Source organism: Mycobacterium sp. UM_WGJ, from assembly GCF_000455125.1.
Taxonomy (GTDB): domain Bacteria; phylum Actinomycetota; class Actinomycetes; order Mycobacteriales; family Mycobacteriaceae; genus Mycobacterium.
The window spans coordinates 23,942-40,284 of the sequence record NZ_AUWR01000001.1; the positions used below are offsets into that span (position 1 = coordinate 23,942).

Below are 16,343 nucleotides of genomic sequence, written 5' to 3' on the forward strand. Positions count from 1 at the left end.
GGCAGGAGAGCCGAAGCTGGGACCGCCGCATAGATCCCGGCGGTTCAGCGAGGCTCGACGAAGGAGAGCCGAAGCTGGGACCGCCGCATAGATCCCGCAGCTTCTAAGATGTCCCAATGGCCAGACGCCCCCGCGCAGCAGATGATCCCGGCGGTCTTCGGCACCTGATCGAGCTGGTGCGCTCGACGGTGCCGCCGATGCACAGCGCCGGGCTGCCGTTCATCGGCAGTGCGCTGGGTGTGGCGCTGCTGGGACGCAACCAGCGGTGGCTGCGCGGCGCCGGGTTGCTGGCCGCAGGAGCCTGCGCCGGGTTCTTCCGGCATCCGCACCGGGTGCCACCGACTCGCCCCGGTGTGGTGGTGGCCCCGGCCGACGGCATGGTCTGCCTGGTCGACTCGGCACCCCCGCCACCGGAGCTGGATCTGCCGGACACCCCGCTGCCGCGGGTCAGCATCTTCATGTCGGTCTTCGACGCCCACGTGCAACGGGCTCCGATCGGCGGTGAGGTCATCGAGGTGGTGCACCGGGCCGGCCGGTTCGGGTCCGCGGACCGCCCAGAAGCCGCCGAGGACAACGAGCGCAACAGCGTGCGGATCCGTACCGCCGAAGGTGCCGAGGTGATCGCCGTGCAGGTCGCCGGGCTGGTCGCCCGGCGCATTCTGTGCAACGCCCGGCCCGGTGACCATCTGGCGATCGGCGATACCTACGGCCTGATCCGCTTCGGCTCGCGACTCGACGTCTACCTGCCGGTCGGAACGCGACCGCTGGTCGGCGTCGGCCAGCGCATGGTCGCCGGCGAGACCGTCCTAGCCGACCTGTCATGACGACTCCCGCCCAGCAGGCCCGCAGCCGGGGCACGGTGGGTCTGCACATCCTGCCCAGCTCCATGACGGTGCTGGCGATTTGCGCCGGCCTGACCTCGATCAAGTACGCGCTGGACGGCCAACCGCATCTCGCGATGGCGCTGATCGCCGCCGCCGCCATCCTCGACGGTCTGGACGGCCGGGTGGCACGCATCCTGGACGCCGAGTCGCGGATGGGTGCCGAGATCGACTCCCTTGCTGACGCCGTCGATTTCGGGGTGGCGCCCGCGGTGGTGATCTATGTGACGCTGCTGTCGACACAGCCGGCGGGCTGGATCGTGGTGCTGCTGTATGCGGTGTGCGTGGTGCTGCGGCTGGCCCGGTTCAACACGCTGCTCGACGACGCCACCCTGCCGGCCTACACCCGGGAGTTCTTCGTCGGGATGCCCGCACCGGCCGGTGCCATCACCCTGATGGGCCTGCTGGCCGCCAAGCTGCAGTTCGGCGACGGCTGGTGGACGTCACAGTGGTTCACCTGCATCTGGGTGGTGGGCACCTCGATGCTGCTGGTCAGCCGAATCCCGATGCGCAAGATGCACGCCGTGTCGGTGCCGCCGCACCTGGCCGCGGTCCTGCTGGCGGTGCTGGCGCTGGTGGCCGCGGCGGCTTTCCTGTTCCCCTACGTGCTGGTGCTGGTGCTGATCGGGCTGTACCTGTGCACCATCCCATTCTCGGTCCGCAGTCAGCGCTGGGTCGCCGCACACCCGGAGGCCTGGGAGGACGCGCCCCGGGAGCGCAGGGCCGCGCGGCGGGCGATTCGCCGGGCACAGCCGGGCCGTCGCCCGGGGGTGCGGCGCGGCATCCGTCGACCCAGTGGGCAGTCGATGGCCCGGTTGCGGCTACGCAAGCCTGGCCGGTAGCGCCGGCGACTAGCGGGCGCAGTAGCCCTGTGTCGCCGAGGACAACGCCCGCCGGTAGAACTCGTCGAGCTGTCGTGCGTCGCTGACGGTTCGGGTTGCCTCGTCGAGTTGGCCGGCGCAATCGGGTGAGTGCAGCAGCTCCCATCGGCGGCCGATCTGGGCCAGCATGATCTGGTTGAAGCCGTCGATGCGTGCCCGTGAGGCCGCCAGCTCGGGAGCGGTGGACGGGGCCTCCGCCGGGTCCAGCTTCCACTGGGCGAACCGGTAGTGCTCGGCGGCCTCGGTCGCGGCGATCTGGTCGGCGAAGATCCGCCGCACATAGTCGGGGTCGAGGTCTTTCCCGGCGGCCTCGGTCGCCAGCTTCACCAGTTGCTGGTCGACCCGGGCCGGGTCCTCGATGGCACCGCCGGTCTGCCATTTGATCGCCGCCACGTCGTCGGCGACCTGGAGCCGCTGGGCCGCCGCATCCACCAGGTCGGACAACGGGGTGGCACCCTCGGCCCGGGCCGGAGGGGCCAGCAGCAGGACCGCGCAGAGCACCACCGTCAGAGTCTGTGACCGCATGGGCTCTATTTAAGCGCGTGGCAAAACCACACTGCGGCTGTCGAGCGTTTGACGGCACCACCTAGTTAGGTTCCGGTGGTGCTTGGGGTTGGAAGGGTTGGTACCACCACCATTGGGCGCGTTCACCGGTGGGCCCGGGGCACGGCGCCACCGTGGGCGGGGGCCGCTTGGGTGGGCGGGCCAGCAATGCGGCACTCAGTGGTCGGTCGGTGTCATCGGTGACGGTGAGGCTGGCGGCGTCTCCGGTGATGGTGATCAGACCGCGGTGATGTAACCGGTGGTGATAAGGGCAGACCAGCACCAGGTTGTTCAGTTCGGTTTCGCCGCCGTCTTCCCAATGCCGGATGTGATGGGCGTGCAACCCTCGGGTGGCCCCACAACCGGGAACCACGCAGCAGCGGTCACGGTGCTCAAGGGCCCGGCGCAGCCGGCGGCTGATTCCGCGGGTGGTGCGGCCGGCGCCGATGACCTCACCGGCGCGCTCGAACCACACCTCAAAGCTGGCGTCGCACAGCAGGTATCGGCGTTCCTCTTCCGACAGCAGTGGCCCCAGGTGCAGTGCCGCGACCCGGTCCTTGACGTCGAGGTGCGCTACCACCGTGGTGTGGAGTCCGTGCGGCCGGCGTGCGGACTCGACGTCCCATCCGGTCTCGACCAGACGCATGAACGCATCCGCAGTAGTCGGCAACGGAGGCGCCTGATCTGTTGTGCGGCCCTCGTGGTCGTGTTTCCACTCGGCCATCAGGGCGTCCAGATGAGACTGCAGTGCCGCATCGAACTTGGCCGCGTCGAGGTGATCGAGTTTGATCCGCCAGCAGCTGCCCTGCTCGTCGGTGACTTTCGTGATCGATCGCGCCGGCTCGGGCCGGTGATCGGGTTCGGGGCGCGGCTCCAGCTTGACCGCGGTGCGTAGTTGGCTGACGGTGGCCACGGCGGCTAGCTGGGCGTAGTGCTCGTCGGAACCGTCGGCGGCCCGCCCGGCGATGACCCCGACCTGATCGAGGGAGACGCGACCGTCCCGCAGGCCCTGGACGCAGCGGGGAAACTCTTCGGCTCGATGGGCCACCGTGGCGATGGTGTGGGCATTGCCCGGTGACACCCCGGTCTTCCAGGCCAGCAGCGCAGCGACAGACCGCGCTCCGGTGGCGCCCCACAGCTGCTCGCGGTCGATCTCTGCAGTGATGTCCACGATGCGTCCATCGATCGCGTTGCGCTGACCGGTCAACTCGGCCAGCTCCTCGAAGAGCACCTCAAGACGCGCGCCCGGATGCACTTCGGCACTGGCTGACGGCGCGATCGAGGACATGCCATCAGCATCGCAGAGGGGTACGACACGGCCGGGCACGTCGATTGCCACGCACGAGGAAGTCCGCGTAATTTGACCGGGTGAGTTCCTCCGAAGAGTACGGAGAAGACCGCTGGGTCGATACCTCCCGGCACCTGACCCTGATCGCCCGGCTCAACACCTCCGCCGTCGACGCCCGCCGTGGCGTGGTACGGCTGCATCCCGAAGCCGTTGCTGCCCTGGGTATCCGGGAGTGGGACGCGGTCTCGCTGACCGGTTCTCGCACGACGTCGGCGGTGGCGGGGCTGACGGGTCCGGATGCGCCGGCCGGTGTGGCGCTGCTCGACGATGTGACGCTGTCCAACGCCGGCTTGCGCGATGGCACACAGGTGGTCGTGGCCGCGGCCACCGTCCACGGTGCCCGCTCGGTGACGCTGAGCGGGTCCACCCTGACCTCCCAGACGTTGTCGCCCACGACCCTGCGCCAAGCTCTGCTGGGCAAGGTGATGACGGTCGGCGACGCGGTCTCCCTGCTGCCGCGCGACCTCGGGCCCGGCACCTCCACGTCGGCGGCCACCGCCGCGCTGGCATCGGCAGTCGGTATCAGCTGGACCTCGGAGTTGTTGACGGTCACCGGCGTGGACCCGGCCGGGCCGGTCAGCGTTCAGCCCAACTCGCTGGTCACCTTCGGCAACGGCCCCGCCGCCGCGGTCACCACCGTCGCCAAACCGGCTGCCCCGGCCCGCATCGCCATCGACGAACTCAAGGGCTGCGAGGCGCAGGCCGCCAAACTCGCCGAATGGCTCAAGCTCGCGCTCGACGAACCGCAGCTGTTGAAAACCCTGCGGGCGGGAACGAATCTCGGTGTGCTGGTGTCCGGTCCCGCCGGGGTGGGCAAGACGACCCTGGTGCGGGCGGTGTGCGAGGGCCGCCGGCTGATCGAGCTGGACGGGCCCGAGATCGGGGCGCTGGCCGCCGACGAGCGGCTGGCCGCGGTGCGTTCCGCGGCGACGCAGGTGTGCGACGGCGGCGGAGTGCTGCTCATCGCTGACGTCGACACGCTGTTGCCCGAACCGTCGGAGCCGGTGGCAACGCTGATCCTTGCCGAACTGCGCAACGTCGTGGCCACCGAAGGGGTGGCGTTCATCGCTACCTCGGCGCTGCCGGACCATGTGGATCCCCGACTGCGGGCGCCGGAATTGTGCGATCGCGAGATCCGGCTAAGTCTTCCCGACGGCGCGACCCGGGCTGCGCTGCTGGCCACCTTGCTCATCTCGGTTCCCACCGCAGACCTGGCGTTGGGTGAGATCGCGGAACGCACACCGGGTTTCGTGGCCGCAGACCTTTCCGCACTGGTTCGGGAGGGGGCGCTGCGGGCGGCGTCGCGAGCCAGCGACAACGATGAGGAACCCAAGCTCACCCAGGAGGATCTGGTCGGAGCACTCAGCGTGATCCGGCCACTGTCGCGCTCGGCGGCCGCAGACGTGGTGGTCGGCTTACAAGTGGGAAACGTCACCCTCGACGACGTCGGCGACATGGTCGCCACCAAGCAGGCACTGACCGAAGCGGTGTTGTGGCCGCTGCAGCACCCGGATACGTTCACCCGCCTCGGCGTCGACCCGCCGCACGGGGTGCTGCTCTACGGCCCACCGGGGTGCGGCAAGACCTTCGTGGTGCGCGCCCTGGCGGGCTCTGGTCGCGTCAGCGTGCACTCCGTCAAAGGCGCGGAGCTGATGGACAAGTGGGTGGGCAGCAGTGAGCGGGCGGTGCGGGATCTGTTTCAGCGCGCCCGCGATTCGGCTCCGTCACTGGTCTTCCTCGACGAGATCGACGCCCTGGCACCGCGACGCGGCCAGAGCTTCGATTCGGGGGTCACCGACCGGGTGGTGGCCGCGCTGCTCACCGAACTCGACGGCGTCACCCCGCTGCGCGACGTGGTGGTGGTCGGTGCCACCAACCGCCCCGATCTGATCGACCCGGCCCTGACCCGGCCGGGCCGGCTGGAGAAGCTGGTGTTCGTCGAGCCGCCGGATGCCGACGCTCGCCGGCAGATCCTGCGGGTGTCCGGGAAATCCGTTCCGCTGCATGACGACGTCGACCTCGACGCGCTGGCTGCGGACCTGGAGGGCTACAGTGCCGCGGACTGCGTGGCACTGCTACGCGAAGCCGCCCTGACCGCAATGCGGCGCAGCATCGACGCTGCCGATGTCACCGTGGCCGACGTCACCGCGGCACGCGAGAACGTCCGGCCCTCACTGGATCCCGTTCAGGTCGACGCGCTGCGCTCCTTCGCTGACAACCGCTGAGTTCGGAGTATCGGCAATCAAGAGACCTCGACCAGCGCGGCGAGCCGGGACAGTGAGGCGGCGAGCTTGTCCGCGGTAGTGTCCCGGGCGCGGGCGAGACGGTTCGGGTCGGACAGCTCCGACCAGTCGTAGGTGTGGGTTACTCGCGTGCGCGCCGGCCCGAGCGGCTCGAGCTCCCATCGCCACAGGTGTCCCGGCGGCGCACACCCGGGGGCCGCCGGGCGCCAGGCGATGCGGCGCCCTTCCTCGAACTCCACCACGTGGTTCTCCCGGACCTTTCCCATGGTCAGCGTCATGGTGAAAACGTCTCCGACGGCATGAACCCGTTGGCCGGGTGCGGCTTCGGCCAGATTCGCGTTGCCATCCCAGCGCGGCTGCCGGGCCGGGTCGGCGATGAAGTCGAAGATCAGCTTCGCCGGCGCCGCGATCACCCTGCTGGCGCTGACCACCTTCGCCGGCAGTGGCGAGCCGACTCGATGCAAGGTGCCTTCGGGGTCGATATAGGCGAATTCCCTGATTTGGTAGTCGGTGTCGACCGGTTCGACAAACCGTCCCGGTACGCCTGACGCCGTCCATTGCGCATAGAGCCCGTCGGCGTCGTCGACATAGAAGTACACGCTGGCGGCGGTGCGCAGTGGATCGTGTTCGGCCCATTCGGAAAGGTGCAACGAAACCGGACCGCGGTCGGCGAATCCGTAGCGGGCCGGGCCGCCATAGTGGTTGACGGTGAACCCGAGCCGACGGTAGCGGTCCAGTGCAGCGTCGAGGTCTCGCACGGAAATGATCGGTGCGACCGAGGTGAACTCGATGTCGGCCATAGCGTGAGCGTACGTCGAGGCAAGCTCGCTGGCCCTGCGCCACGGATTCAGCCCAGCGGGCTAGCCCACCGGGTCGAACTCGATGTGCAGCTCGGTCAGCCCGCGCAGCAGGAACGTGGGCTCGTAGGAGTAGCGCCGCTGGCCGGCGGGCCCGTGGTGGGCTTCGCTGACCCGGAGGTCACGCATCCGGTCCAGCATGCGGTGGATCGTGATGCGCCCTTCGACCCGGGCCAGTGGCGCACCGGCGCAGGTGTGGATGCCGCGGCCGAAGGCGATGTGTTCGCGCACGTTCTTGCGGTCCAGCCGGAACTCGTCGGGGCTGGCGAATTTGCGCGGATCCCGGTTCGCCGCACCCAGACACAGCATCAGCACGGTGCCGGCTTTGATCGGCACCCCGCCCAGCGTGGTGGTCTTACGGGCGAGACGGAAGTCGATCTTGGTGGGGCTCTGAATTCGCAGCGCCTCCTCGATGAAGGCCGGGATCAGCGCGGGGTTGTCTCGCAGCGTCTGCTGGAGCTCGGGTCGATCGCCCAGGGTTTGCACCGCCGCCCCCAGCAACTTGGTGACAGTTTCCTGACCGGCAGCGAATAGGAAGGTGGCTGGGCGAACCACCTCCAGCAGTTCCGGTGTGGAACCGTCGGGGTAGGTCGCGGCGGCCAGCGCGCTGAGAACGTCCCCACGAGGCTCCCGCCGCCGCTCGGAGAGGTAGCCGCTGAACTTCCCGTCGAGGTACTGCAGAGGATTGAGACCCACCGGTGTCCCATCAAGGGAGCCGACATGCTGCCCCTCCTGATGCCCGGCACCCAGCGCACTGCGGAACTCCGCGCGATCCTCCTCCGGGACCCCGAGCAGATCGGTGATGGCCAGGGTTGCATACGGTTTGGCGTAGTCGAACAGGAACTCACAGCGGCCGGTACCGATGAATTCGTCGAGCTGCGTATCGGTCAGCTGCCAGATGAACTCCTCGTTCTCCTTGAGCCGCTTGGGAGTCAGCAGCCCGCTCAACAGCGAGCGGGCTCGGGTATGCGCCGGCGGATCCATCACCACGACGTGCTCGAAGATCGGGAACTCGTGCCGGTGCGCCTCGATCTGCTCGGTGATGTCGTCGCCCTCAGGCTCGAACGGCAGCGGTGGAAACGGCCCGCCGATGGCGTTCACCGCCGAGAATGAGTCGTGGTCTTTGAACGCGGCGAGCACCTCGTCGTAGCCGGTGACAGCCACGACACCGTGATGTGGCTCGGTGAACACCGGGCCCTTGGCACGCAGGTACTCGTAGTAGTCGTAGGGATCTTGGGTGACGGCCTGGTCGGAGAAGTAGTCCACCGCCGCGAGATCCACCATCTCCCGATACCCCTTTCGCGCGCGCGGCAACCTCGTCACACTGGTCGATCGATCAAATTGCTAGAATGCGTCATGCCTACCACGCGCGGCGCCGGACGGTCAAGCAACCGCAACCCCGGGCCGGCCTGAATGGCGGCTCCACGCAAGGCCAAAACGACCGACAACGCCACCCGACGCCGCCTGATCGAGGCGACGGCGCGATTGATGCGCGACGAGGGCTATGCCGCGGCGACGTCGCGGCGGGTCGCCGCCGAGGCCGGCGTGCGCCAAGCCCTGGTCTATTACTACTTCCCCACCATGGATGACCTGTTCGTCGAGGTGTTGAGGGCTGGCGCCGATGTCGCGCTGGAGCGGATGCGCGCCGCCCTGACCGACGACGACCCGCTGCGGACACTGTGGGAGATCAATAGCGATACCCGTATGACCAGCTTAAACACCGAGTTCATGGCACTGGCCAACCACCGCAAGGCGATCCGGACCGAACTCAAGGCCTATGCCGAGCGAGTACGCGACATCGAGACCGCGGCCGTCACGGTGGCACTGCGCGCCAACGGCGTCGATCTGGAGGAATATCCGCCGGTCGTGATCTCGATCCTGATCGCCCAAACCGCCCGCAACCTATGCAACGAGAGCGCGGTCGGCGTCACCCGGGGGCACGACGAAGTGCGCGCCCTGATCGAGCGCCAGTTGAGCCGGCTGGCGCCGCCGCCCGCCGCCCCCCGCTAGCAACCGATGGTTGACAGGCTGGCCCTTTGGTGCCAGCCTTGCTGATCTATCGACCAACAACGAGACGAGGTGCGGACATGAGTGGACGAGTAGCGGGAAAGGTCGCGCTCATCACCGGCGCGGCCCGCGGCCAGGGGCGCAGTCACGCGGTGCGACTCGCGCAGGAAGGTGCCGACATCATCGCCGTCGATGTCTGCGCTCGGATCAGCAGCAACGAGGACATCCCCGCGGCGACGCCCGACGACCTCGCCGAGACCGCCGACCTGGTCAAGGGATTGGACCGCCGCATCGTGACGGCGCAAGTCGATGTGCGTGACTTCGACGCGCTCAAGGCTGCGGTCGACGGCGGTGTCGAGCAGCTCGGGCGCCTCGATGTCATAGTGGCCAACGCCGGAATCGGCAACGGTGGCGAGACCCTGGACAAAACCTCCGAGGCCGACTGGCAGGACATGATCGACGTCAACCTGTCCGGCGTCTGGAAGACCGTCAAAGCCGCTGTCCCGCATCTTATCTCTGGCGGCAACGGCGGTTCTATCGTGCTGACCAGCTCGGTGGGCGGCCTCAAGGCCTACCCGCACACCGGTCACTACATCGCGGCAAAACACGGCGTGGTGGGGCTGATGCGCACCTTCGCCGTCGAACTCGGCCAGCACTTCATCCGGGTCAACTCGGTGCACCCCACCAACGTGAACACGCCGCTGTTCATGAACGAGGGCACGATGAAGCTGTTCCGCCCGGACCTGGAGAACCCCGGACCGGATGACATGGCCGTCGTGGCGCAGCTCATGCACGTGCTGCCGATCGGATGGGTGGAGCCGGTGGACATCAGCAACGCCGTGCTGTTTCTGGCCTCCGACGAGGCCCGGTATGTCACCGGACTCACGCTCACCGTCGACGCCGGCAGCTGCCTGAAGTAGGCCCGCAAAATATCCGTCGACCCTGCGTCCCGGGCGCAGCGCACTCGCACTTTCACGCCCTGGACGCAGGGTCAACGAGGGATGTCGAATTCGACTCGCGCGGAAACGGTTTCGATCGCCTCGTACAGCGCCGACAAGCGGTCCGACAGCGACGGCGCCGCCAGCACCGCGTAGCGGTCGGCCTCCCCCATCGGGACGCGGCAAGCCAGCGAGTACAGTCGCTGCACCGGGTCCAGCGAGCGCAGCCGGCGACCGCCCAGCAAACTGTTGCGACCCGGCATCACCCACCGTCGCTGGGCTTGGGCCATCCGCTTGTGCAGCGTGACGATGCGATCTTCGAGCGCACCGAACTGCTTGTCCGTCAACGGTTCTGACGGCTCGTCAGGCCATACCTCGGTGATCGCCCGCGGGTACGGATCGTCGGCGAGCCATTCACGCACCCGGATCCGCTCCCCGGTCAGGCAACGCAACGCGTACCGGCCCGCCCCGAGTTCCGTGCACTGGGTGATGTTGGCCATCGCGCCGACATCGTTGCGCTGCTCACCGCCGCCCACCTCTCGGCCCCGAGCGATCAGCACCACCCCGAACCGGGGATCACCGCTGCGCATCAAGTCGCCGACCAACACGGTGTAACGCAACTCGAAGATCCGCAGCGACAGTTCCTCGCCGGGCAGCAACACCCATTCCAGCGGGAACATCGGCAGTTCCATCACGAGATATCGAGCTCGCCCACCAGTGCATCGACCACGGCACGCAGATCACCGTCGTGTTCCTCGGCGACCCGGCGCTGACGCTGGTACGAAGCGCCAGTTCGGTAGATGTCCGCGACAGCCGCCAACTCGTCGGAGCAGTGCAGGCGCGCGGCGACCGGTGCCAGCCGGTTCAGCAGCTCGTCGAGGTCCTCGGTGACCAGCCGCTCGTTGCTGTCGGCATCAAGGATGATCTCGGCGTCCAGCCCGTAGCGGGCCGCGCGCCATTTGTTCTCCTGCACGTGCCAGGGCGGCATGGTGGGCAGGGACTCATCGGCCTCCAGCCGCCGGTCCAGATCGACGATCAGGCAGTGCGTCAACGCCACCAAGGCGCCCAGCTCGCGCAGGTTGGACACTCCGTCGCAGACCCGCACCTCAATGGTGCCCAGATGTGGTGACGGCCGGATGTCCCAACGGATCTCGTTGGTGTGGTCGATGATTCCGGTCTTCTTCTGGTCGTAGACGAAACCCTCGAACTCTGCCCAAGTCTGGAACTGGAACGGCAGACCCGCCGTGGGCAACTGCTGGAACATCATCGCGCGGTTGCTGGCGTAACCCGTGTCGTGACCGTCCCACCACGGCGATGACGCGGACAACGCCAGCAGGTGCGGATAATGCTGCAGCAGCGACGAGATGATCGGCATCACCTTGTAGGACGAGGAAATGCCGACGTGGACGTGCACGCCCCAGATCAACATCTGCCGGCCCCACCACTGGGTGCGTTTGATCAACTCGGCGTAGCGGGGCGCGTCGGTCAGCTTCTGCGCCGACCACTGTGCGAACGGGTGCGCGCCGGCGCCGAAGAGCTCCATCCCCCGGGCGTGCACGATCGGCCGGGTCGTCTTCAGCGTCTGGCGCAGATCCTCGATGGCCTCGCCCGTGTTGTCGCAGATACCCGTGACGAGCTCGACGGTGTTGCGCAGCAACTCCTTGTGCACGCGCGGGTTTTCGCCAAGCTCGGACAGGACCGCGCTGGCTTCGTTGCTCAGATCACGCGTCTGGGCATCGACGAGAGCCAGCTCCCATTCCACGCCGAGGGTGGGACGGGCGCTGCGAGCGAACTCGATTCGGGCTTCAGATCTCGGCGAAGCCCCGACCGGCGGGCTATCCGGCGCCGATGACACCACACGCAATCCGCTTTCCGGCATCTCCGGTGGTCAGCGTGGTCTGGTCCGGGCCGGGCGTGCCATTGACCTGGGTGTAGCGGTCCGCCGGGATGTTGGCGAAGTTGTCATCGTCGGCGTGGATGATGATCGAGGTTCCCTCGCCAGCCAGCAGTTCAGCTTTGGTGAACGAGTCGGTGGTGGTGACCAGCAGCCCACTGCCGTCGGAGCGCACCTGCAGCGACGTCAGGTCACCGCTCTGCGGGTGCTCGCTGTGGCCGGGCGCCTGGAAGTGGCCGCCGGCCGACAGGAAGCTGCCGGGCGCGCCGCCGGTGGGGGCCACCGACTCTGCTTCACACTTCCCGACTGCGTGGACGTGCAGGCCGTGGAAACCAGGCGACAGCACACCGCTGCTGGTGGTCCGCACGGTCACGGTGGCGAACTCCTTACCGCCGGACTTGCTGAATTCGAACGTCGCGGTGGCGACCTGGCCGCCATCGGCGGTCGTCAGATGCGCGACGAGATTGTCCGCGCCGGCCGAACCACCCGACTCGGACTCCGTGGCCGACGGCGCCGCCGACCCGGTCCAGATGGCCGGCGTGGTGCCGGGCACGTCTGAGGGCACCTCGTTGGGGGGACTGCACGCCGCCAACAGCACGGCCGGGGTGGCGAAGACGACGGCGGCAAGAGCTCTGCGGTGACCTGTGACCATGCGAGGAGCTTAACCCGCGACCACCACGATGACGCCCGGTGGTTGCTCGGCCACGTCGGGGATGCGCGGCTCGACGACCGCTCCCAGCACCTGGGCGATCGAATGGGCCGCGTCCTGCTCACCCTCGGCGTCGCTGAAATAGACGGTGGTCTGGGTGACCTCGGGCAGTTCGAGGTTGCCGATCTCGGTCACGTTCCAGCCGGCTTCGCGCAGCCGGTCGGCGGTGTTCCCCGCCAGGCCCGCCTGTTCGGAGATGTTGAAGACCCGCACGTCGGACTTACGCGCGGGGCGTTCGGGTTTGGCCGGCGCCGAGGACGTGGTGACGGGTTGCGCCGTCGTCGAACGGTCGGCGTCGTCGTCGGTGCTCGAGGAGCCGAGGGCTTGAAACCCGACCAGCAGGAAGACGGTGCCCAAGAACAGCAGCACCATCACCATTGCCCGGAGTGGGAGTCGAGAGGAGTCAGGAACGTGGTCGTTCATTGCGCCCACTGTATCGAGGAGCGGGCCATGACCTATAAACGCCCGGCGATCAACGTGTCAGGCAATCAGGTGATGTCGAACCCGAGCCGGCGCGCGGCACGCGCCTTCTGGCGGCTGGAGCGCAGCCGACGCAGCCGTTTGACCAGCATCGGGTCGGCGGCCAGCGCTTCGGGCCGGTCGACTAGCGCGTTGAGGACCTGGTAGTACCGAGTCGCCGACAGCGCAAAGCGTTCCTTGATGGCCTCTTCCTTGGCGCCGGCGTACTTCCACCAATCCCGTTCGAAAGACAGGATGTCGTGTTCGCGACGGCTCAGACCGTCGGTGGGTTCCGAATCGTCCCCTGAGCGATTCGCCTGCGCCATGGCGCCGTCCATATCGATTCCTGGACCCTTCCGGAAAGTTCTCTCGCTGCAAACGTTCGGTTGTTTTCGGCGGAGTGTTCTGAGCGAATATTCAATCACGGCATGCTGTGTTGAACCGGGAGCCCGCCCCGCGCGTCGCCGTGGCCGCTGCACTCGGCCGGAGGCGGTCCCAGCTTCGCCTCTCCTCCGTCGAGCCTCGCTGAACCGCCCACCTAAGATTTGCGGTCATGGCCGTCCTACCCATCCGCATTGTGGGCGATCCCGTCCTGCACACTCCGACCAGCCCGGTGCCCGTCGCCGATGACGGCTCGTTGCCGGCCGACCTCGGCGAGCTCATCACGACGATGTACGAGACCATGGACGCCGCCAACGGCGTCGGCTTGGCCGCCAATCAGATCGGCGTGGGACTGCGGGTCTTCGTCTACGACTGCGCCGACGACCGTCGCTCCACGACACGGCGCCGCGGCGTGGTGGTCAACCCGGTGCTGGAGACCTCCGAACGGCCCGAAACCATGCCCGACCCCGATGAGGACGACGAAGGCTGCCTGTCGGTGCCCGGCGAATCGTTTCCGACCGGCCGGGCGGAGTGGGCGCGGGTCACCGGCCTGGACGCCGACGGCAACCCGGTCACGCTGGAGGGCACGGGGCTGTTCGCCCGGATGCTGCAGCACGAGACCGGCCACCTCGACGGGTTGCTCTACCTGGACATGCTGGTGGGCCGGAACGCCCGCGCCGCGAAGCGGACGGTGAAGTCCAACGGCTGGGGCGTGCCCGGCCTGTCGTGGATGCCGGGCGACGAGCCCGATCCGTTCGGTCACTGACGAGCACTCGTGTCCCAACCGCCCGCACTCCCTGAGATCGGCGTCCGGGTGAGTCTGCGCTACCTGCGTGCCCCTGGTTCGGAGCCTCCGATGGGCGATGTGATCGGGCACCTGGTGGCAACCAGCCCGCTGGTGCAGGTCCGTTCGGCCGATGGCGTGACCCACGAATGCCGGCATGCCGATGTGCTCTACGTGCGCCGGCTGACCGACCGGCCGGTGAAGAACTCCACGATCCGTTCCGTCGAGCATGCCGCCGCGCTGGCCTGGCCGGGCAGTGACCATCGGTGGCTGGACGGCTGGTTCCTGCGGGCGGGCCGCGGCGCCGACCTCACCACCAATTCCGCTGTGCCCCTCGACATGTTTGCCCACGCGAACACCATCCCGGCGATCATCGACTGGTACACGCGGCGTGGTCTACCACCGACGCTGGCGGTCCCCGAGCGGCTGTTGCGGCTGCCCGAGGACATCCCGACGCGGCACGAGACCCGCACCCTGGTGTGCGAGCTGAGCGCCGAGACGGCCGGGGACCAGGTGGCGCTGATCAGCGAACCCGACGCAGACTGGCTGGCGGTATTCGGCCATGACGTACCGGTGGAGGTGTTGACCGCGGTGGTCGAGGGTGAGGTGATCTTCGCGTCGATTCCCGGGATGGCGGTGGGGCGTGGTGCGGTCACCGAGGGCCCGGACGGGACGCGGTGGCTGGGGCTGACGGCGGTTCGGGTGGCCACCGACCGGATCCGGCAGGGCTACGGACGGGCGATCTGGGGCGCATTGCAGGCCTGGGGGGTGGGTCGCGGCGCCACCCGCGGTTACGCGCAGGTGCCGAGCAACGACCCGCAGGTGTTCGGGTTCTTCGAAGCGATCGGATTCACAGGCCAGCACCGCAGCCGCTATATCGATGCCCGGCTGCAGGGCAGCGGGTCGGCGCTCTAGTTCTAGCGGCGATCGCAAGCGCGACGAAGTCACGCGCAGCGGGTCACCGCCATCGAACTAGGGTGGCTTCGTGACTGCTCTGCGACTGGCCACCTGGAACGTCAACTCCATCCGCTCTCGGGTGGACCGAGTGACTGACTGGCTGGCCCGTGCCGAGGTCGACGTACTGGCCATGCAGGAGACCAAGTGCACCGACGCGCAGTTTCCGGCGCTGCCGTTTCACGAGTTGGGCTACGAGGTTGCCCATGTCGGACTGAACCAGTGGAACGGGGTGGCGATCGCGTCGCGCGTCGGCCTGGACAACATCGAGGTCGGGTTTCCCGGCCAACCGGCATGGGCCAAGGCCGACGCCGATCCCGCCGTGGAGGCGCGCGCGCTGGGCGCCACCTGCGGTGGGGTGCGGGTCTGGAGTCTCTACGTGCCCAACGGACGCGCACTCAACGACCCGCACTACACCTACAAGCTGGATTGGCTTGCGGCGCTGCGCGATACTGCCGAAGGGTGGTTGCGTGACGATCCGTCGGCGCCCATCGCGCTGGTGGGCGACTGGAACATCGCTCCCCAGGACGACGACGTATGGAGCATGGAGTTCTTCGAGGGCGCGACACACGTCTCACCACCGGAGCGTCTGGCCTTCCAGGCGATGGCCGACGCGCAGTTCCTCGATCTGGTGCGGCCCTTCACGCCCGGCCCGGGCGTCTACACCTATTGGGACTACACCCAGCTGCGGTTCCCCAAGAAGCAGGGCATGCGCATCGACTTCATCCTGGGCTCCCCCGCACTGGCGACTCGCGTCGCGCACGCTGAGATCGTCCGCGAAGAACGCAAGGGCAAGTCACCGAGTGACCACGCGCCGGTGTTGGTCGAGATCCGGCGGGACTGATAAGCCGCAGTTCTATGAATTCGGTGTGGATTTCGGACCGATCGCGAAATCGCGCATAGGATAGGCGGATTATCCAATTTGCTCATTTGAAGGGCAGGGAATTCCCATGAACGCCGTCGCAGGGACGGTAAGAAAGGTGGCCGGAGCGGCGAGCCGCGCGGTCACCATGACCACTGAGGCAGCCGGGGCGATCGGCGGGGCCGCAGTCAACGGGGTAATCGGCGGTGTCACGGGGGCGGCCGGCGGCGTGCAGCGCGGGCTGCGCACCGGCAGCCACTCGACTCCCGCGGCCGCGCTGACCTTGGGCGCCCTCGGCGTGACCGGGCTGGTCGAGTGGCCGGTGTTGGTCGCGGTGGGCGGCACCGCACTGGTGCTCAAACAACTGACCAACCGGTCGGATCACAACAAGGCGTCGGCCCAGGCCTCGACTGCGTCGGTACGGCCGCTCAGGGCGGCGCCGCCGGCGAAGGCGACAAAGCCGACGAAGGCGACGAAGCCGGTGAAATCGGCGAACTCGTCGACGTCAGCGCGTCGCGCCCCACAGCCGAAGAAGACAGCGGCACGGCAGCCACGCAGCGGCGCCAGCAGCAACCGCACTCGCACCCGCCACTAGTCGGGTA

Annotated in this window: 18 protein-coding genes and 1 pseudogene; 9 read left to right on the plus strand and 10 right to left on the minus strand. The window is 68.0% G+C overall.

The features are described from left to right. Nucleotides 1-116 precede the first annotated feature (116 nt). Entirely contained in the window at nt 117-824 is a 708-nt protein-coding gene (locus tag N416_RS0100120) for a phosphatidylserine decarboxylase (RefSeq protein WP_024440105.1), read from the plus strand. Next, nucleotides 821-1,723, plus strand: coding sequence for a CDP-diacylglycerol--serine O-phosphatidyltransferase (gene pssA / locus N416_RS0100125; RefSeq protein WP_024440106.1), 903 nt, complete (start codon nt 821-823; stop codon nt 1,721-1,723). Before N416_RS0100120 ends, pssA begins: the two co-directional genes overlap by 4 nt. 9 nt (nt 1,724-1,732) lie before the next feature. On the opposite strand, the gene N416_RS0100130 is transcribed toward pssA, so the two are convergent. Both N416_RS0100130 and N416_RS0100135 read right to left on the minus strand, forming a co-directional pair. Next, on the minus strand, nt 1,733-2,287 hold the full coding sequence (locus N416_RS0100130; protein WP_036456802.1) for a chorismate mutase: 555 nt from the start codon (nt 2,285-2,287) through the stop codon (nt 1,733-1,735). Nucleotides 2,288-2,348: 61 nt separating this feature from the next. Beyond that, nucleotides 2,349-3,593 carry an HNH endonuclease signature motif containing protein gene (locus tag N416_RS0100135; RefSeq protein WP_024440108.1) on the minus strand — a complete coding sequence of 415 codons (1,245 nt, stop codon included), beginning with the start codon at nt 3,591-3,593 and terminating at the stop codon, nt 2,349-2,351. Between the two features lie 80 nt (nt 3,594-3,673). On the opposite strand from N416_RS0100135, the gene N416_RS0100140 reads away from it, so the two are divergent. Beyond that, nucleotides 3,674-5,878, plus strand: coding sequence for an AAA family ATPase (locus N416_RS0100140; RefSeq protein ID WP_024440109.1), 2,205 nt, complete (start codon nt 3,674-3,676; stop codon nt 5,876-5,878). A gap of 17 nt (nt 5,879-5,895) precedes the next feature. Here the strand turns inward: N416_RS0100140 and N416_RS23425 are convergent, their stop codons facing one another. From N416_RS23425 to N416_RS0100150, 3 genes and pseudogenes are all read right to left on the minus strand, one after another. Continuing rightward, the gene (locus N416_RS23425) at nt 5,896-6,339 is read right to left on the minus strand and encodes an SRPBCC family protein (protein ID WP_046301143.1); all 444 of its coding nucleotides are present in this window, start codon (nt 6,337-6,339) and stop codon (nt 5,896-5,898) included. Further along, nucleotides 6,340-6,687 (minus strand): annotated as a pseudogene (locus N416_RS24330) (bleomycin resistance protein); the annotation flags it as partial. Nucleotides 6,688-6,756: 69 nt separating this feature from the next. After that, entirely contained in the window at nt 6,757-8,037 is a 1,281-nt protein-coding gene (locus N416_RS0100150; protein WP_024440111.1) for a cytochrome P450, read from the minus strand. A gap of 129 nt (nt 8,038-8,166) precedes the next feature. Between N416_RS0100150 and N416_RS0100155 the strand changes: the two genes are divergently transcribed. Both N416_RS0100155 and N416_RS0100160 read left to right on the plus strand, forming a co-directional pair. After that, nucleotides 8,167-8,763 carry a TetR/AcrR family transcriptional regulator gene (locus N416_RS0100155; RefSeq protein ID WP_024440112.1) on the plus strand — a complete coding sequence of 199 codons (597 nt, stop codon included), beginning with the start codon at nt 8,167-8,169 and terminating at the stop codon, nt 8,761-8,763. Nucleotides 8,764-8,840: 77 nt separating this feature from the next. Further along, nucleotides 8,841-9,680, plus strand: coding sequence for a mycofactocin-coupled SDR family oxidoreductase (locus tag N416_RS0100160; protein WP_024440113.1), 840 nt, complete (start codon nt 8,841-8,843; stop codon nt 9,678-9,680). A 71-nt stretch (nt 9,681-9,751) separates the two neighbouring features. Here N416_RS0100160 and N416_RS0100165 read toward each other — a convergent pair whose 3' ends face one another. The 5 genes from N416_RS0100165 to N416_RS0100185 form a co-directional block, all read right to left on the minus strand. Then, nucleotides 9,752-10,390, minus strand: coding sequence for an LON peptidase substrate-binding domain-containing protein (locus N416_RS0100165; protein ID WP_024440114.1), 639 nt, complete (start codon nt 10,388-10,390; stop codon nt 9,752-9,754). Continuing rightward, a complete protein-coding gene (locus N416_RS0100170) occupies nt 10,390-11,553 on the minus strand; it encodes a glutamate--cysteine ligase (RefSeq protein WP_155943294.1) in 1,164 nt (387 codons plus the stop codon). The genes N416_RS0100165 and N416_RS0100170 overlap by 1 nt, the downstream gene beginning before the upstream one ends. Then, nucleotides 11,534-12,244, minus strand: coding sequence for a superoxide dismutase family protein (locus N416_RS0100175; RefSeq protein WP_036456804.1), 711 nt, complete (start codon nt 12,242-12,244; stop codon nt 11,534-11,536). The genes N416_RS0100170 and N416_RS0100175 overlap by 20 nt, the downstream gene beginning before the upstream one ends. Before the next feature lie 9 nt (nt 12,245-12,253). Next, complete coding sequence (locus N416_RS0100180) at nt 12,254-12,724, minus strand: LytR C-terminal domain-containing protein (protein ID WP_024440117.1); 471 nt, start codon at nt 12,722-12,724, stop codon at nt 12,254-12,256. Between the two features lie 65 nt (nt 12,725-12,789). Beyond that, entirely contained in the window at nt 12,790-13,098 is a 309-nt protein-coding gene (locus N416_RS0100185) for a DUF3263 domain-containing protein (RefSeq protein ID WP_024440118.1), read from the minus strand. Between the two features lie 215 nt (nt 13,099-13,313). Here N416_RS0100185 and N416_RS0100190 point away from each other — a divergent pair, with 215 nt between their 5' ends. From N416_RS0100190 to N416_RS0100205, 4 genes are all read left to right on the plus strand, one after another. Continuing rightward, nucleotides 13,314-13,907: a peptide deformylase gene (locus N416_RS0100190; protein WP_024440119.1), complete on the plus strand. Its 594-nt coding sequence runs from the start codon at nt 13,314-13,316 to the stop codon at nt 13,905-13,907. Nucleotides 13,908-13,916: 9 nt separating this feature from the next. Then, nucleotides 13,917-14,840 carry a GNAT family N-acetyltransferase gene (locus N416_RS0100195; RefSeq protein ID WP_024440120.1) on the plus strand — a complete coding sequence of 308 codons (924 nt, stop codon included), beginning with the start codon at nt 13,917-13,919 and terminating at the stop codon, nt 14,838-14,840. A 79-nt stretch (nt 14,841-14,919) separates the two neighbouring features. Next, the gene (locus N416_RS0100200) at nt 14,920-15,723 is read left to right on the plus strand and encodes an exodeoxyribonuclease III (RefSeq protein ID WP_024440121.1); all 804 of its coding nucleotides are present in this window, start codon (nt 14,920-14,922) and stop codon (nt 15,721-15,723) included. Nucleotides 15,724-15,829: 106 nt separating this feature from the next. Next, on the plus strand, nt 15,830-16,336 hold the full coding sequence (locus N416_RS0100205) for a hypothetical protein (protein ID WP_036456809.1): 507 nt from the start codon (nt 15,830-15,832) through the stop codon (nt 16,334-16,336). The last annotated feature ends 7 nt before the right edge of the window (nt 16,337-16,343 follow it).

Excerpts from the sequence above, each read along its gene's own strand:
- N416_RS0100120 (WP_024440105.1), top strand. The coding sequence starts at position 117 with ATGGCCAGACGCCCCCGCGCAGCAGATGATCCCGGCGGTCTTCGGCAC.
- pssA (WP_024440106.1), top strand. The coding sequence starts at position 821 with ATGACGACTCCCGCCCAGCAGGCCCGCAGCCGGGGCACGGTGGGTCTG.
- N416_RS0100130 (WP_036456802.1), bottom strand. The coding sequence starts at position 2,287 with ATGCGGTCACAGACTCTGACGGTGGTGCTCTGCGCGGTCCTGCTGCTG.
- N416_RS0100135 (WP_024440108.1), bottom strand. The coding sequence starts at position 3,593 with ATGTCCTCGATCGCGCCGTCAGCCAGTGCCGAAGTGCATCCGGGCGCG.
- N416_RS0100150 (WP_024440111.1), bottom strand. The coding sequence starts at position 8,037 with ATGGTGGATCTCGCGGCGGTGGACTACTTCTCCGACCAGGCCGTCACC.
- N416_RS0100155 (WP_024440112.1), top strand. The coding sequence starts at position 8,167 with ATGGCGGCTCCACGCAAGGCCAAAACGACCGACAACGCCACCCGACGC.
- N416_RS0100160 (WP_024440113.1), top strand. The coding sequence starts at position 8,841 with ATGAGTGGACGAGTAGCGGGAAAGGTCGCGCTCATCACCGGCGCGGCC.
- N416_RS0100165 (WP_024440114.1), bottom strand. The coding sequence starts at position 10,390 with ATGGAACTGCCGATGTTCCCGCTGGAATGGGTGTTGCTGCCCGGCGAG.
- N416_RS0100175 (WP_036456804.1), bottom strand. The coding sequence starts at position 12,244 with ATGGTCACAGGTCACCGCAGAGCTCTTGCCGCCGTCGTCTTCGCCACC.
- N416_RS0100180 (WP_024440117.1), bottom strand. The coding sequence starts at position 12,724 with ATGAACGACCACGTTCCTGACTCCTCTCGACTCCCACTCCGGGCAATG.
- N416_RS0100185 (WP_024440118.1), bottom strand. The coding sequence starts at position 13,098 with ATGGACGGCGCCATGGCGCAGGCGAATCGCTCAGGGGACGATTCGGAA.
- N416_RS0100190 (WP_024440119.1), top strand. The coding sequence starts at position 13,314 with ATGGCCGTCCTACCCATCCGCATTGTGGGCGATCCCGTCCTGCACACT.
- N416_RS0100205 (WP_036456809.1), top strand. The coding sequence starts at position 15,830 with ATGAACGCCGTCGCAGGGACGGTAAGAAAGGTGGCCGGAGCGGCGAGC.